A 14,483-nucleotide genomic window follows, 5' to 3' on the forward strand; every position below is an offset into this window, starting at 1 on the left:
GATGCAGGACGCCCTGTACCACTACCTGTACCTGTACAACCACGCCATCCAGCAAAAGGCCCTGGGCCACCGAACGCCCGTAGCAGCCCTCAAGGCGTGGCAGCAAACCCACCCCGACTGCTTTCGAAAACGCGTTTATAACCAGCCGAGACCTGACAAGTACCCAAGAAACACGCCCGACTGCCGCGACCCCGGCCCGCTGCGCGGGCCGGAGTTTCCCTCGCTCCGAGGCTTTTCGCGGGCGGCGCTGAACTCGCTACGCCTTCGGCTCCGCTCAGACATCCAGCGCCTCTGATCCCGCGAAAAGCCCCTCCACTCGGCGCGACGACAACGGGGGGTCAAGGTCAAGACAACGGCGGTCCCGACGGTCTTGCCAATGGATGAAGGCTGGGTCTTCGGGCATCTTGGGCACGCTCGGCCTGCGGCCGTTGCGTGCCGCGCCCGCGAGCGGGCGCCGGGGGCGTTCGGATGGCAATGCCTATTGTTGTGTCGTGGGGCTGGAATACCTTCTGTCTTGACCTCGCCTCCCGTATGGAGCCCCTCGTGGATGGCGTGATGGGCCGGGAGAAGGCGCTGGATGTCTGAGCGGAGCCGAAGGCGTAGCGAGTTCAGCGCCGCCGGCCCAGCGCGTTCGGAGCGAGGTTCCCGGGCGGAATCCGGGTGCCCTTCTTTAGGTACTTTCCTGGGCAAGCAAGAAAGCCAGTTGTTGATCAAAAACGGGCGCGGCGCGCTCGCGAGAGAGCGCCTGGCAGGCGGCGGACCGAAGGCACGTAAACACTGGATGCCGAACCAGGGCTAGCCACAACCGGGCAGGCAGCGGGTCGTAGGCATCGTAACCGCGGTTGGCGAACCCGGCCCGGCCAACACCTGACGGGCGGCAGGCGTTACAGGGCGTCGAGGACTTCGGAGAGGCGCGAGACCGCAACCACCTCCATCCCCTTGATCGGCTTGCGCGGCGCATTGGCCGCCGGCGCGATGGCACGGGTGTAGCCATGCTTGGCCGCTTCGCGCAGGCGCTCCTCGCCATTCGGTACCGGCCGGATCTCGCCGGCCAGGCCAACTTCGCCGAACGCCAGCAGCTCCTGTGGCAGGGCGCGATCACGGAAGCTGGACAGCGCGGCGGCCAGCATCGGCAGGTCGGCGGCGGTCTCGGTCACGCGCACGCCGCCGACGACATTGATAAAGACGTCCTGGTCGAACAGGGCCACGCCGCCGTGGCGATACAGCACGGCCAGCAGCATGGTCAGGCGGTTCTGCTCCAGGCCGACGGTGATCCGCCGTGGCTGCGAGGCATGGCTCTCGGCGACCAGCGCCTGCACCTCGACCAGCAGGGGGCGCGTGCCCTCGCGGGTCACCATGACGACGCTACCGGGCACCGGCCCCTGATGGCGTGACAGGAAGATCGCGGAGGGGTTGGAGACCGCCTTCAATCCGTTCTCCAGCATGGCGAACACGCCCAGTTCGTTGACCGCGCCGAAGCGGTTCTTCACCGCGCGCAGCATGCGATAGCGCCCGTCCGGGTCGCCCTCGAAATAGAGCACGGTGTCGACCATGTGCTCCAGCACGCGCGGGCCGGCGAGCTGGCCGTCCTTGGTCACGTGCCCGACCAGGATCACCGTAATGCCGCGCTGCTTGGCCATGCGCACCAGGGCCGCGGCGCTCTCGCGCACCTGGCCGACCGACCCGGGGGCCGACTGCAACGCCGCAGTGTAGAGCGTCTGGATGGAGTCGATCACCAGTACGCGCGGGCGCTCGCGTTCGCAGGTGGCGATCACGTTCTCGACCTGGGTTTCGGTCAGCAGGCGCAGCCCGTCGACCTCCAGCCCGAGGCGCCGGGCGCGCATGCCGATCTGCTGGGCCGACTCCTCGCCGGTTACGTAGAGCGTGTCGCCGACGGGCAGCATGGCCAGGGTCTGCAACAGGAGGGTGGACTTGCCAATCCCCGGATCGCCACCCAGCAGCACGACCGACCCGTGGACCAGGCCGCCCCCCAGGGTGCGGTCCAGCTCCGACAGGCCGGTGCCGGTGCGCGGCACCTCGGCCAGCTCGACCTCCCCCAGCCGGGTAATGCCGGCGGCCTCGCCGGCGTACCCGCCGCGTGGGCCGGTGCTGGCCGCCGGAGCGGCCTCCTCCAGGGTGTTCCAGGCACCGCAATCGCCGCACTGGCCGGCCCACTTGGGGCTGATCGCGCCGCAGGACTGGCATACGTACTGGGTCTTGCTCTTGGCCATCAGGGGGTCCGGGTCGTCGGGGCTTCCGGCAGGTCGGGCGCGACCACGCGCACGGTGCGGATGGTGTTGTTCTTGATCTGGGCGATGTCCATCACCACGCCGTTGATCTTCACGCTCACCGGCGCCTCGGGGATGCTCTCCAGGTACTCGACGATCAGGCCGCTGAGGGTCTTGGGGCCGTCCTGCGGCAGGTCCAGGCCCAGGGCCCGGTTCAGCTCGCGCAGATGGATGCCGCCGTCGACCATGGCGGAGCCGTCTTCCTGGCGCAGGACGTCGTCGCTCATCGCCGGGGAGTCGGTGGTGAATTCGCCGACGATCTCCTCCAGCAGGTCTTCCAGCGTGATCAGCCCCTCGATGTCGCCGTATTCGTCCACCACCAGGCCGATGCGCTTTTTCTGCTGCTGGAAGTTGATCAGCTGGCGGTTGAGCGCCGTGCCCTCGGGGATGAAATAGGGCGGGGTGACGACCTGGCGCAGATCGTCCGGGCCGAATTCGTCACGTTCGACCAGAGGCAGGACGTCGCGGCGGTGGATGAAGCCGACGATGTGGTCGAGCTCGCCCTCCACCACGGGCAGGCGGGTGAAGCTGCCGTGGATCAGTTGGTCCTCGACCTCGTTCCAGGGCTCGTTCAGGTCGATCACCACGATCTCGTTGCGCGGGATCATGATGTCCTCGACCGTCGTGCGCTCCAGATCCAGCAGGTTCAGCAGCATGCGCTGGTGATTGGCGGGGATCAGCCCCCCGGCCTCGGAGACCACGCTGCGTAACTCGTCGGTATTCAGGGCGGCGCGCTGGCCGGCATTCATGTGGACGCCGAACAGGCGCAGTACACCGTTCGCCAGCAGGTTGATCAGCCAGACCACCGGCCACATGAACTTGATCAGCCCGGAGTAGATCCAGGCAGCCGGGTAGGCGATGCGTTCGCTGTGCAGGGCCGCCAGGGTCTTGGGGGCGGTCTCGGCGAAGATCAGCAGGGTCAGGGTCAGGACCCCCGTGGCGATGGCCACCCCGGTATCACCGAACAGGCGCCAGCCGATGAAGGTGGCGATCTGGGCGATGAGGATGTTGACAAAGTTGTTGCCCAGCAGGATCAGGCCGATCAGCCGGTCCGGCTTGTCCAGCAGGTTCGAGGCGAGCTGGGCGCCCCGGTGTCCGGTCTGCGCGCGGTGGCGCATGCGGTAGCGGTTCAGTGCCATCAGCGCCGTCTCCGAGCCGGAGAAGAACGCCGACAGCAGGAACAGCACCACCAGGGCGCCGAACAGGACGGACAGCGGGATTTCTTGCAAGGGCGCGGCCTGCGGTCAGGGTTGAGCGAACGGGTGGGACGGCATGGTCGGGTTCATTTCAGGCAAGGGGCGCCGGGGTGTCAAGCCGGCCCCGCTGCGTTCAGACGCGCCCGAGGATCACTTCCAGCACCAGCTTGGAGCCGAAATAGGCCAGCACCAGCACGACGAAGCCGCCGGTGGTCCAGGCCAGCGCGCGGGTGCCGCGCCAGCCCAGCCGCCAGCGGCCAACCAGCAGGATGGAGAAGATCAGCCAGGCCAGGATCGACAGCGTGGTCTTGTGGACCAGGTGCTGGGCGAACAGGTTGTCGACGAACACTAGTCCGGACAGGAGGCTGAGCCCGAGGAACAGCCAGCCGATGAAGATCATCCGGAACAGCCACACCTCCATCGAGAACAACGGCGGCAGGGCGCGCACGAAGCCCGAGGCGTGATGGTTGTGCAGCGCGCGATGCTGAGCGGCCATTACCGCGGCCTGTGCGGTGGACAGCGCGAGGAACGCCCAGCCCAGTGCCGAGAACAGGATGTGCAGGTCGATCCCGGCCGAGGTGGCGTAGCGCGTATCGCCGTCACACAAAAGGGCGGTGAGGACGGCCAGCGCGGTCAGCGGCAGGATCACGACCCCGAGGATCGCCAGGGGGTGGCGCCAGCTCGTCAGCCACAGCAGTGCGGCCACCAGCCACAGCGAGGCCGAGAGGGCGTTGCCCAGGCACAGGTTGAGCCCGGCCTCGGTCAGCACCATCGGCAGCAGTGCACCCAGGTGGGCCACAAGGGCCAGCCCCCACAGGCCCAGGGCCGCTCGCGGCTGGCCGGCTGTCAGCGGCTGGCGCCGGGCGGTGACAGCCAGGTAGCCCGCGGTGGCGAGATACAGCGCGACGGCGAGGAGTCCGATGGCAATGCTCATGACGCCGGATTATCGCTGCTACGCGGGCGGATTGCACATGCCGGCGGTCGTTCCGGGGCGCGCGTCGGCCGCTCTCTCCCGGGCGCCTGCATGCAAGGGTGCGAGACCGGTATACTGGTCGGTCCCGTGGCCGGTGCAGACCGCCGGTCACCGACGATCCAGACGAGGACAGACGATGTTCGACGGCCTTTCCAGCCGCCTGCAGGAGACCATGAAGCGCCTGAAGGGTCAGGCGCGGCTCACCGAGGACAATATCCAGGACGCCCTGCGCGAGGTGCGCATGGCGCTGCTGGAGGCCGACGTGGCCCTGCCGGTGGTGCGCGAGTTCATCAAGGACGTCAAGGAAAAGGCGCTGGGCAAGGAGGTCATCGGTAGCCTGACGCCGGGCCAGGCCCTTATCAAGGTCGTCCATGATGAACTGATCGCGACCATGGGGGGCGAGAACGCCTCGCTGAATCTCGCCCATCAGCCGCCTGCGGTGGTGCTGGTGGCCGGTCTCCAGGGCGCGGGCAAGACCACCAGTATCGGCAAGCTCGCGCGCCTGCTGCGCGAACGCGAGAAGAAAAAGGTCGCGGTCGTCAGCTGTGACGTCTACCGTCCGGCTGCGATCCAGCAGCTGGAAACCCTGGCCGGTCAGGTCGAAGTCACGTTCTATCCCAGTGACACCGGCCAGAAGCCCGAGGCGATTGCCAGCGACGCGGTCGCCCGCGCCCGCCGCGAGGGCGTCGAGGTGCTGCTGGTGGATACCGCGGGCCGCCTGCATGTCGACGAGGACATGATGGCCGAGGTCAAGGCCCTGCATCAGGCGATCGACCCGATCGAGACCCTGTTCGTGGTCGATTCCATGACCGGCCAGGATGCCGCGAACACCGCGCGCGCCTTCGGCGAGGCGCTGCCACTGACCGGCGTGGTGCTGACCAAGGCGGATGGTGATGCCCGCGGGGGCGCGGCCCTCTCGGTGCGCCAGATCACCGGCGTGCCGATCAAGTTCATCGGCATGGGCGAGCGCCCGGACGCCCTGGAGCCGTTCCACCCCGAGCGCATTGCCTCGCGTATCCTGGGCAAGGGCGACGTGCTGTCGCTGGTCGAGGAGGCCAGCCGCCAGGTCGACCAGGATCAGGCCGAGAAGCTGACCCGCAAGTTGAAGAAGGGCCGCGGGTTTGACCTGAACGACCTGCGCGACCAACTGGGGCAGATGCAGAAGATGGGTGGCATGAGCTCCATGCTCGAGAAGCTCCCCGGTGGTGGCAAGCTGCCGGATGCGGTGAAGAATCAGGCCAGTGACAAGGAAATCGGCCGGATGATGGCCGTGATCTCGTCGATGACCGAGCACGAGCGGCGCCACCCGGACGTGATCAAGGGCTCGCGCAAGCGCCGCATTGCGGCCGGTTCCGGCACCCAGATCCAGGATGTGAATCGCCTGCTCAAGCAGCATACCCAGATGAGCAAGGCAATGAAGAAATTCTCCAAGGGCGGTGCGTCGAAGATGATGCGGGCCCTGGGAGGCAAGATGGGCGGCATGGGGGGCATGGGTGGTCCCGGCGGTGGAATGCCGTTCCGCTAGTGATTAATGTTCGCGCGAACGAACGCCCGTCGCAGGATGGAGGCCCGGGGCTTCCCTTGTGTTACTGGCCGGATTCGTTATAATCGCGCGTTTTCTCGAGAAAACGGACTCACGGGGTTCAACACTACATGCTTACGATTCGCCTGCTACGCCGCGGTGCCAAGAAGCGCCCGTTTTATTCGATCGTGGTCACCGATTCCCGCGCTCGTCGCGATAGCGGCTACAAGGAACAGATCGGTTTCTTTAACCCGGTGGCCCGCGGTCAGGAAGAACCGCTGCGCATCGACCTTGAGCGCGTGGACTACTGGCTGGGTCACGGCGCCGGCATGTCCGAGCGCGTGAACCACCTGGTCAAGGGTTACCGCAAGCAGCAGTCCGCGGCGGCCTGAGGTCGTCCGGTCGCTGTACTGACGCTTGGCTGCGGTCATGAACGAGGCGGGTGAGCGCATCCGCGTCGGGCGTGTCTCCGGGGTCTATGGCGTCAAGGGCTGGGTCCGGGTCTTTTCCGAGACCGAGCCCCGCGCCGCGATCACCGAGTTCCCGCAGTTGTGGATGCACTACGGGAACGACTGGCGCCTGGTGGAGATCGAGGATGGGCGCGCCCACGGTCAAGGGGTCGTGATGAAGTTCCGCGAGGCCGCGGATCGCGATGCGGCCTACGGTCTGATCGGCTCCGAGCTCGCGATCGAACGCGACTGGCTGCCGCCGGCCGAGGACGGAGCCTATTACTGGGCCGACCTGCTGGGCATGGCGGTGGAGAATCAGGACGGCACGCCGCTGGGGACCATCTCGGGCTTCATCGAGACCGGTGCCAACGATGTGCTGGTGGTCCGGGGCGATCGCGAACGCCTGGTTCCGTGGGTACGCGGGCAGTACGTGCTGGATGTGGATCTGGAGGCCCGCCGCGTGCGGGTCGACTGGGATCCGGACTTTTGAAGCGGCGCCGGTGCGTTTCGACGTCATCTCGCTGTTCCCGGAACTGGTCGCGGCGGTTGGCGAATCCGGCGTGACCGGGCGGGCCGTTGAGCGCGGCCGCCTGGAGCTGAAATCCTGGAACCCGCGCGCCTGGGGCGCCGGTTTCCACCAGGCCGTGGACGACCGCCCTTATGGCGGCGGGCCGGGCATGGTGATGCAATATGCGCCGCTGGCGGCCGCTCTGGATGCGGCTCGGGCAGATGCGGCGACGCCGCTGCACGTGATCGCTCTGACCCCGCAGGGGCGGCCGATCCGGCAGGCGATGCTGCGGGAGCTGGCCGCGCAGCCACGGGTCGCGCTGGTTTGCGGGCGTTACGAGGGTATCGACGAGCGCTTTATCGAGGCGCAGGTCGACGAGGAATGGTCGCTGGGGGACTTCGTGCTCTCGGGTGGCGAACTGGCGGCGATGGCCGTGATTGACGGCTGCGCCCGCCTGCTTCCGGAGGTCCTGGGGCATGCGGACTCGGCCGAGCAGGATTCCTTCAGTGCGGGGTTGCTGGATTGCCCGCACTACACCCGCCCGGAGACGGTTGCCGGACGGTCGGTACCGCCGGTACTGCTGGGGGGGGACCACGGCGCCATTCGGCGCTGGCGCCGCCGCGAGGCGCTGGGCAGGACCTGGAGCCGGCGGCCGGACCTGCTGGCCCGGCTGGAACTCGGGGCCGAGGATGCGGCCCTGTTGGACGAATACCGTGTGAGTGGCCATAACGGCGGCTCGCGCACCGAAAGCGATGATTGAGGTCGAGCAATGAATAACGTCATTCAGGAACTGGAAGCCGAGCAGATGAAGTCGGATGTGCCCGCCTTCGGGCCCGGCGATACCGTGGTGGTGCAGGTGAAGGTGCGCGAAGGCGAGCGCGAGCGTCTGCAGGCCTTCGAGGGTGCGGTGATCGCCGTGCGCAACCGCGGCCTCAACTCCGCCTTCACCCTGCGCAAGGTCTCCTACGGCAACGGGGTGGAGCGCACGTTCCAGACCCACAGCCCGCAGATCGCCGAGATCAAGGTGAAGCGCCGCGGCAAGGTGCGTCGCTCCAAGCTGTACTACCTGCGCGACCGTACCGGCAAGGCCGCCCGCATCAAGGAAGACGTCAAGGCCGCGAAGTAACGCGACCCGGCGGGGCGCGGCGAATGGCCGGGTCCCCGTCCGCCCTGGCGTTTCGCTATTCGATGTCGGCTGGATCGACGACCCGCAGCCAGCGCTGCCTCCTCCCCGGAGTCGCGCTGGCTTTTGTGTGGCTGGAATCCGCCAATGGCGAACTCCTGGCCTGCGACTGGCAGGACCCGGACGCGCCCGAGGATCTGGTCCCGCTGGCGGATATTCCGGGGGCCGACCTGCAGCCGCCCGGCTTTGACCCGGATGCCTATGGCGAGGATGCAGCGGCCTGGCGTCCGACGGCCGCGGTGCCACCCGGAAGCGCCCATGCGCGCCGGGTGTGGGCCGCGTTGTCGGAGATCCCGGTCGGCGAGGTGCGCACCTACTCCGAGATTGCCGCGCGCGTGGGCTCCGCCCCCCGTGCGGTCGGGCAGGCCTGTCGCGCCAACCCCTGGCCTCTGTTTATCCCCTGTCACCGGGTGGTGTCCTCCCGCTTTCGGACCACCCGGGATGTCGGCGGCTATGCCGGCGACCAGGTGGGCGAGCTGGCCCAGGTGAAACGCCTGCTGCTCGCGCACGAGGGCGTCCTCGGCCGCGATTGAGTCAACGCCGCCGCCGTGTGCGCGTCCCGCCCGTTTTTCTTCCCTTCGCCCGATCCTGCAGAACCTGCGGAAATGGGGCATGTTCGCTCTCTCCCTTGCGCACCCGAATATTCACTACCGGGATCAAGTGGTTGTGGTCCCGGGCGAACCTGAATGGTCCCTGAAAAAAAGTTCCCCATAAACGGGAATAGAATTGGGGGTATCTCCGTCTGCCCCACGGTGTTGATGCCCAAGAACCTTTCAAAAACAGACTTTTAGGAAACGCTAATATAGTCTTTTGTGTTGACAGCACGGACTCGGGTTCAGCACTCTGCTACACAGGTCCGGGCCAGATCAGTCCCGGGCTCAATCGAAAAAAACCCGTGTGATGGAGGTTTCCATGTTCAAGAAAGCATTGCTTGCGTTGCCCGTAGCAATGGCTGTTGGGGCTGCGGCTCAGGCCGGCGAATGGCAGGACCCCAACGATGTCCTGCAGCAGTTCCTGCAGGAAAACCCCGATTCGGCCTACCTGCATCAGAGTGAGATGAACATCATGATGATGCCGGACAACCCCGCCCTGTGGCTGGTGGATGAAGGCGAAGAGCTGTTCTATGCCAAGCGCGGCCCGAACAACGTCTCCCTGGAAGGCTGCGACTTCGGCAAAGGCCCGGGCGAGCTGGACGGTGCGTACGTCGAGCTGCCGCGCTACTTCGAAGACACCGGCAAGGTGATGGACTTCGAAATGCGTCTGGTGCACTGCATGAAGGAACTGCAGGGCTTCACCAGCGATGACGCCGCCGTTGGCCAGCGTCACGGCAACGGCTCCGACATCATGAAGCTGACCACCTTTATCGCCCACCAGTCCTCCGGCATGGCGTGGAACCCGCCGCTGGATCATCCGCAGGAGCAGGCCATGCGCGATGCAGGCGAGAAGCTGTTCTATCGCCGCGGTGGCGCGATGGACTTCAACTGCGCCTCCTGCCACGGCGATGTCGGAAAGCAGATCCGTGCTTCCGTGCTCCCTCATGTGGGCACCGGTCCCGAGTGGTCCAAGGCTGTCTCCTGGCCCGCACATCGTGCCGGTCACGACAACGTGCGCAGCCAGAATCACCGTATCCGTGGTTGCGTGTGGCAGATGCGTCACGCCGGCATCAAGGCCGATACCCCGGTCAACACCGCCCTGATCTCGTACTGGAATGATCAAGCGCGTGGCGAACCGGCCATCCTGCCTGACCTGAAGCGGTAACCTACGGACGCAATAGGAGACACCAAGTATGTTTAAAAAGAATGCTGTTGCGGCCGGCATGGCCGCGTTCGCATCCGTCGCCCTGACCGCAGGTTGCGCCGTCGCCGACGGGAGCAAGGGTTCGGATGTCGACATCACTGCGATGAGCGCCGATGAACTCGCCGAACACCTCATTTTCGAGACGGACAGCTTCCGTGATCAGGAGATGCAGGAAGGCGGTGACTGGCGTGACCGCATGACCCAAGACGATCTGCAGAAGGCCTGTTCGATGAAGGGCGATCCGGATGGCGAAACCGCTGGCCAGGTCGTCGCGATGGCCCGTGCCTCCTATGAGGCGCCGGAGAGCATCGAGCTGGGTGACTGGCGCAAGGGGGCCGAGCTGGCAGATTCCGGCTATGGCTACCGCCAGGGTCATCGTACGGACGACCACGGTCAGCGCGAGCCGGGTGGCAACTGCTACAACTGCCACGTGTTCGACCCGCGGGTGTCCGACCAGGGCACCATTGGCCCGAGCCTGCAGAACTACGGTGCCAACCGTGGCACCAGCGAAGCGGTTCTGCGCTATGTGCACGAGGTGATTTCCAATCCTCACCAGTACTTCCCGTGCACGCAGATGCCGCGCTTCAACTCCGACCGTCACCAACTTCTGAGCGACGAGCAGATCAGCCATATCATGGCCTACCTGCTGGATCCGGAGTCGCCGGTCAACAACCAGTAAGCGATTCGCTTGTTAGGGAGGGCAGTCCTTTTGGGCTGCCCTTTTTTGAATCACCGCAAGCCCGCGGTTCGCGGTGATTCAAAAAAGGTTTCCCGGGCGCCAGTCTGGCGGATGCCGGCCACCTGACCCGGGTGGGAGAGGGAAGCCAACAAGGCCCGACGGCTAACGGGCCGGAAAACCTTGAGGGCGCCGGTGTGCCAGCCGGCAAGAAGCGGCGACAACCGACGCAAGAGGAGACATCAGGGATGCTCGGAAACAAGACAGGCGGGGCGGGCTTGGTCGTTCTGGCGTCCACCGTGCTGATCGCGGGCTGCGACGGCTGGATGGGCGAGACGAGTGGCGAAGTCGACATTACGGCGATGAACGCCGACGAATTGGCAGAATACCTCGTGCTGGAAACGGACAGTTACCGTTTCGAGCAGGAGGCGCAGGAAGGGGGCTCGGCCCGCGAGCGCATGAAGCAAGATGGCATTCAGGCCGCTTGTTCGCTCGAGGGTGACCCGGATGCGGATACCGCCGGCGAGGTGATCGCCATGGCGCGGGAGAGTTACGAGGAGCCGCCGGGTGGCCCGCGCCTGGGTAACTGGCGTCGGGGCGCGGAACTGGCGCGTTCCGGCTATGGGTACCGGATCGGTCATCGTAATGACGACCATGGCTCGCGCGAGCCGGGTGGCAACTGTTATGCCTGCCACCAGATGGACCCGGCCGAGGAGCTCTATGGCACGCTGGGGCCCAGCCTGGCGGGCTACGGGGCGACCCGAGGGAACGACAGTTCGGTGGTGAATTACGTGCATCAGGTGGTGTCGAACCCGCATCAGTATTTCCCGTGCACCAAGATGCCGCGCTTCGGGCATAACAACTTCCTGACCGAGGAACAGATCGCGCATATCATGGCGTACCTGCTGGACCCGGAATCCCCGGTCAATCAGTAAACCGGTCACACGGTCGAGGGCGGTCCCGCTGGGCTGTCCTTCTTGAGCCACCGCGGCTACGCTCGCGGTGGCTTTTTGTTTGAGGGACGCATGCTCAGCTACCAACATGATTACCACGCGGGCAATTTCGCCGATGTGCACAAGCACCTGGTTCTGTGGCAGGTGCTGGAAGCCCTGCGTGGGCGTGACAAGCCCTTCGTGGCGCTGGATCTGCATGCCGGTGCCGGCGGGTACGACCTGACGGGCGCACGGGCGCGCAAGACCGACGAGGCCACCAGCGGAATCGGACGCCTCTGGGCGGCGGAGTCGACCCTGCCGGTCGCGGTCCGGGACTTCCTGGGCACGATGCTGGCGATGCAACCGAGGGCGCCCCGCCTGACGGAGTATCCGGGCTCGCCGTTGCTGATCCAGGCGCGGTTGCGCGAGCGCGACCGCCTGGTCGCATGCGAGCTGCACCCCGAGGCCTACGAACGGCTGCAGGCTCGCCTTGGCGGCGACGCCCGCTGCCACGTGCACAAGCGCGACGCGCGCGAGGCGGCGCGGGCTCTGTTCCCGCCGGAGCCGCGCCGCGGCCTCGCGCTGCTCGACCCGTCCTATGAACGCAAGGCGGAATACCGCGAAGTGGCCGGGATGGTGGCCACCATCCGCCGGCGCTGGAACACGGGGATCATTCTGGTCTGGTACCCGATCCTCGCAGGGCGACCGGATCACGCCATGCGCGAGCAGTTGCGGGCGGAGCTCGACGATCCGTGGCTGGTCAGCGAGCTGCGCATTGCCCCCGACCCCGAGCGCCATTTTGGGCTGGCGGGTTCGGGGATGCTGGTGCTGCGTCCGCCGTGGCAACTGGAGGCGCGTCTGCCCGAGGTGCTGGCGCCTGTGTGGCAGCTGCTGGACCCGGAAGGCGGGGGCGGGCTGTATCAGGCCGCGGTCCTTGAAAACGGCGTGGGTGACCCTACCTTGCGACGTGTCGACATCAAACAAGGGACGAGCAGGCCATGAGCGAAACCCAGACCGAACCGAAACCCGAGACCCGCCGCTTCGAAACCGAGGTCAGCCAGCTTCTGCAGCTGATGATCCACTCGCTTTATTCCAACCGCGAGATCTTCCTGCGCGAGCTGATTTCCAATGGTGCCGATGCCTGCGACAAGCTGCGCTTCGAGGCCCTCGCGCAGCCGGATGCGATCCCGCAGCCGGCCGAGCTGGCGATTGATGTCGAGGTGGACCCGGAGGCCCGCACGGTTACCGTGCGCGACAACGGTATCGGCATGTCGCGCGACGAGGTGGTGGAGCATATCGGGACCATTGCACGCTCGGGCACCAAGGCGTTTCTGGAAAAGCTGACCGGTGACCAGAAGAAAGACTCCCAGCTGATCGGGCAGTTCGGCGTGGGCTTCTATTCCTCGTTCATCGTGGCCGACCGGGTGCGCCTGGAGACGCGCCGGGCCGGTAGCGAGCCTAGCGAGGGGACACGCTGGGAGTCGGCCGGCGATGGCGAATACACGCTGGCGCCGTGCGAGCGGGCCGAGGCCGGTACCGAGATCACGCTGACGCTGAAGGAAGACGCCCACGAGTTTCTCGAACCCATGCGCCTGCGCCACATCATCGGGCGCTATTCGGATCATGTGGCGTTCCCGATCCGCATGCGCAAGCAGGATGACGAGGGCAAACCCACCGACGAATGGGAGACGGTCAACCGCGCCAGCGCGCTGTGGACCCGTTCGAAGGCCGAGATCAGCGACGAGGAATACCGCGAGTTCTACAAGCACGTCGCCCACGACTTCGAGGACCCCATCGCCTGGACCCACAACCACGTGGAGGGACGGCAGGAATACACCACGCTGTTCTACATCCCGAAGCGCGCGCCCTTCGACCTGTGGGACCGTGACGCCCGCCACGGGGTCAAGCTCTACGTGAAGCGCGTGTTCATCATGGACGACGCGGAGAAGCTGCTGCCCAACTACCTGCGCTTCGTGCGCGGGGTGGTGGATTCGGCCGACCTGCCGCTGAACGTCTCGCGCGAGATCCTGCAGGACAACCGCCTGGTGGACTCGATCCGCTCCGGCTCGGTGAAGAAGATCCTCGGCCTGCTGCAGTCGATCGCCGACAACGAACCCGAGAAGTACGCCGAGATCTGGAAGAACTTCGGGCGGGTGCTGAAGGAGGGCCCGGGCGAGGACTTCGCCAACCAGGAGGCCATTGCGAAGCTGCTGCGCTTTGCCAGCACGCATAACGGCGATGACACCCAGAACGTGGCGCTGGCGGACTACGTCGAGCGCATGAAGGAAGGCCAGGAAGCGATCTACGTGATTACCGCCGACAACGCCTCCGCCGCGCGCAACAGCCCCCACCTGGAGGTCTTCCGCAAGCACGGGATCGAGGTCCTGCTGCTGTCCGACCGGGTCGACGAGTGGCTGCTGTCGCACCTGCGAGAGTTCGATGGCAAGCCGATCAAGAACGTCGCCAAGGGTGATCTGGATCTGGACAAGATCATCGGCGAGGACACCGAACAGAAGGACGACACCGGCGAACAAGCCGCCGAGGGAGACCTGGGCGATCTGCCGGAACGGCTGCAGCAGGCCCTGGGCGACCGCGTGGAGAGCGTCCGGCCCTCGCGGCGGTTGGTGGAGTCCCCGGCCTGTATCGTGCTCGGCGAGCACGAGATGGCCCTGTACCTGCAGGAACTGCTCAAGCAGGCCGGCCAGGAGACCTTCTCCGGCAAGCCGGTGCTGGAGGTCAATCCGGGGCACCCGCTGGTGGAACGCCTCAAGGCCGCCGAGGGCGACGACTTCAACGATCTCGCCTCGCTGCTGTTCGAGCAGTCCCTGCTGGCCGAGGGCGGGCAGCTGGAGGACCCGACCGGGTTCGTCGCGCGGCTCAACCGGCTCCTGCTGCAAAAGGCCGCCTGACGCGGTCCGCCACCCGTCGGAAACCGCATGTCCGGCGGGTGGACCTGACG

General features: G+C 66.3%; 14 protein-coding genes and 2 pseudogenes. 13 read left to right on the forward strand and 3 right to left on the reverse strand.

Annotated features, from left to right (window positions below; translation table 11 throughout):
• A pseudogene (locus F817_RS14655) lies at nt 1–295 on the forward strand (IS481 family transposase); the annotation flags it as partial.
• 85 nt (nt 296–380) lie between these two features.
• Nucleotides 381–585 (forward strand): annotated as a pseudogene (locus F817_RS14660) (hypothetical protein).
• Between the two features lie 299 nt (nt 586–884).
• On the opposite strand, the gene radA reads toward F817_RS14660, so the two are convergent.
• The 3 genes from radA to F817_RS0101305 form a co-directional block, all read right to left on the reverse strand.
• A complete protein-coding gene (gene radA, locus F817_RS0101295) occupies nt 885–2,231 on the reverse strand; it encodes a DNA repair protein RadA (protein WP_024325949.1) in 1,347 nt (448 codons plus the stop codon).
• Nucleotides 2,231–3,517: an HlyC/CorC family transporter gene (locus F817_RS0101300; RefSeq protein WP_024325950.1), complete on the reverse strand. Its 1,287-nt coding sequence runs from the start codon at nt 3,515–3,517 to the stop codon at nt 2,231–2,233. Before F817_RS0101300 ends, radA begins: the two co-directional genes overlap by 1 nt.
• A 100-nt stretch (nt 3,518–3,617) precedes the next feature.
• Nucleotides 3,618–4,418 carry an inner membrane protein YpjD gene (locus tag F817_RS0101305; protein ID WP_024325951.1) on the reverse strand — a complete coding sequence of 267 codons (801 nt, stop codon included), beginning with the start codon at nt 4,416–4,418 and terminating at the stop codon, nt 3,618–3,620.
• 175 nt (nt 4,419–4,593) lie between these two features.
• On the opposite strand from F817_RS0101305, the gene ffh reads away from it, so the two are divergent.
• The 11 genes from ffh (at nt 4,594) to htpG (ending at nt 14,433) form a co-directional block, all read left to right on the forward strand.
• Entirely contained in the window at nt 4,594–5,982 is a 1,389-nt protein-coding gene (gene ffh, locus F817_RS0101310; RefSeq protein WP_024325952.1) for a signal recognition particle protein, read from the forward strand.
• Nucleotides 5,983–6,110: 128 nt separating this feature from the next.
• Complete coding sequence (rpsP, locus tag F817_RS0101315) at nt 6,111–6,371, forward strand: 30S ribosomal protein S16 (protein ID WP_024325953.1); 261 nt, start codon at nt 6,111–6,113, stop codon at nt 6,369–6,371.
• A gap of 37 nt (nt 6,372–6,408) precedes the next feature.
• Nucleotides 6,409–6,918, forward strand: a complete 510-nt coding sequence (gene rimM, locus F817_RS0101320; protein WP_024325954.1) for a ribosome maturation factor RimM — start codon at nt 6,409–6,411, stop codon at nt 6,916–6,918.
• 10 nt (nt 6,919–6,928) lie between these two features.
• Complete coding sequence (trmD, locus tag F817_RS0101325; RefSeq protein ID WP_024325955.1) at nt 6,929–7,696, forward strand: tRNA (guanosine(37)-N1)-methyltransferase TrmD; 768 nt, start codon at nt 6,929–6,931, stop codon at nt 7,694–7,696.
• A 9-nt stretch (nt 7,697–7,705) separates the two neighbouring features.
• On the forward strand, nt 7,706–8,062 hold the full coding sequence (gene rplS, locus F817_RS0101330; protein ID WP_024325956.1) for a 50S ribosomal protein L19: 357 nt from the start codon (nt 7,706–7,708) through the stop codon (nt 8,060–8,062).
• A 23-nt stretch (nt 8,063–8,085) separates the two neighbouring features.
• Entirely contained in the window at nt 8,086–8,652 is a 567-nt protein-coding gene (locus F817_RS0101335) for a methylated-DNA--[protein]-cysteine S-methyltransferase (protein WP_024325957.1), read from the forward strand.
• Between the two features lie 415 nt (nt 8,653–9,067).
• Nucleotides 9,068–9,877, forward strand: coding sequence for a sulfur oxidation c-type cytochrome SoxA (gene soxA / locus F817_RS0101340; RefSeq protein ID WP_024325958.1), 810 nt, complete (start codon nt 9,068–9,070; stop codon nt 9,875–9,877).
• 28 nt (nt 9,878–9,905) lie between these two features.
• Nucleotides 9,906–10,595 carry a sulfur oxidation c-type cytochrome SoxX gene (gene soxX, locus F817_RS0101345; RefSeq protein ID WP_024325959.1) on the forward strand — a complete coding sequence of 230 codons (690 nt, stop codon included), beginning with the start codon at nt 9,906–9,908 and terminating at the stop codon, nt 10,593–10,595.
• 245 nt (nt 10,596–10,840) lie between these two features.
• Nucleotides 10,841–11,527 carry a sulfur oxidation c-type cytochrome SoxX gene (gene soxX, locus F817_RS0101350; RefSeq protein WP_029681001.1) on the forward strand — a complete coding sequence of 229 codons (687 nt, stop codon included), beginning with the start codon at nt 10,841–10,843 and terminating at the stop codon, nt 11,525–11,527.
• Nucleotides 11,528–11,617: 90 nt separating this feature from the next.
• A complete protein-coding gene (locus tag F817_RS0101355; RefSeq protein ID WP_024325961.1) occupies nt 11,618–12,526 on the forward strand; it encodes a 23S rRNA (adenine(2030)-N(6))-methyltransferase RlmJ in 909 nt (302 codons plus the stop codon).
• Nucleotides 12,523–14,433 carry a molecular chaperone HtpG gene (gene htpG / locus F817_RS0101360; RefSeq protein WP_024325962.1) on the forward strand — a complete coding sequence of 637 codons (1,911 nt, stop codon included), beginning with the start codon at nt 12,523–12,525 and terminating at the stop codon, nt 14,431–14,433. Before F817_RS0101355 ends, htpG begins: the two co-directional genes overlap by 4 nt.
• Nucleotides 14,434–14,483: the final 50 nt, after the last annotated feature.

Source organism: Thioalkalivibrio sp. AKL19 (assembly GCF_000420165.1).
Classification (GTDB): Bacteria; Pseudomonadota; Gammaproteobacteria; order Ectothiorhodospirales; family Ectothiorhodospiraceae; genus Thioalkalivibrio.

Excerpts from the sequence above, each read along its gene's own strand:
- soxA (WP_024325958.1), top strand. The coding sequence starts at position 9,068 with ATGGCTGTTGGGGCTGCGGCTCAGGCCGGCGAATGGCAGGACCCCAAC.
- soxX (WP_024325959.1), top strand. The coding sequence starts at position 9,906 with ATGTTTAAAAAGAATGCTGTTGCGGCCGGCATGGCCGCGTTCGCATCC.
- rpsP (WP_024325953.1), top strand. The coding sequence starts at position 6,111 with ATGCTTACGATTCGCCTGCTACGCCGCGGTGCCAAGAAGCGCCCGTTT.
- F817_RS0101305 (WP_024325951.1), bottom strand. The coding sequence starts at position 4,418 with ATGAGCATTGCCATCGGACTCCTCGCCGTCGCGCTGTATCTCGCCACC.
- ffh (WP_024325952.1), top strand. The coding sequence starts at position 4,594 with ATGTTCGACGGCCTTTCCAGCCGCCTGCAGGAGACCATGAAGCGCCTG.
- F817_RS0101355 (WP_024325961.1), top strand. The coding sequence starts at position 11,618 with ATGCTCAGCTACCAACATGATTACCACGCGGGCAATTTCGCCGATGTG.
- rplS (WP_024325956.1), top strand. The coding sequence starts at position 7,706 with ATGAATAACGTCATTCAGGAACTGGAAGCCGAGCAGATGAAGTCGGAT.
- soxX (WP_029681001.1), top strand. The coding sequence starts at position 10,841 with ATGCTCGGAAACAAGACAGGCGGGGCGGGCTTGGTCGTTCTGGCGTCC.
- rimM (WP_024325954.1), top strand. The coding sequence starts at position 6,409 with ATGAACGAGGCGGGTGAGCGCATCCGCGTCGGGCGTGTCTCCGGGGTC.
- radA (WP_024325949.1), bottom strand. The coding sequence starts at position 2,231 with ATGGCCAAGAGCAAGACCCAGTACGTATGCCAGTCCTGCGGCGCGATC.
- F817_RS0101335 (WP_024325957.1), top strand. The coding sequence starts at position 8,086 with ATGGCCGGGTCCCCGTCCGCCCTGGCGTTTCGCTATTCGATGTCGGCT.
- htpG (WP_024325962.1), top strand. The coding sequence starts at position 12,523 with ATGAGCGAAACCCAGACCGAACCGAAACCCGAGACCCGCCGCTTCGAA.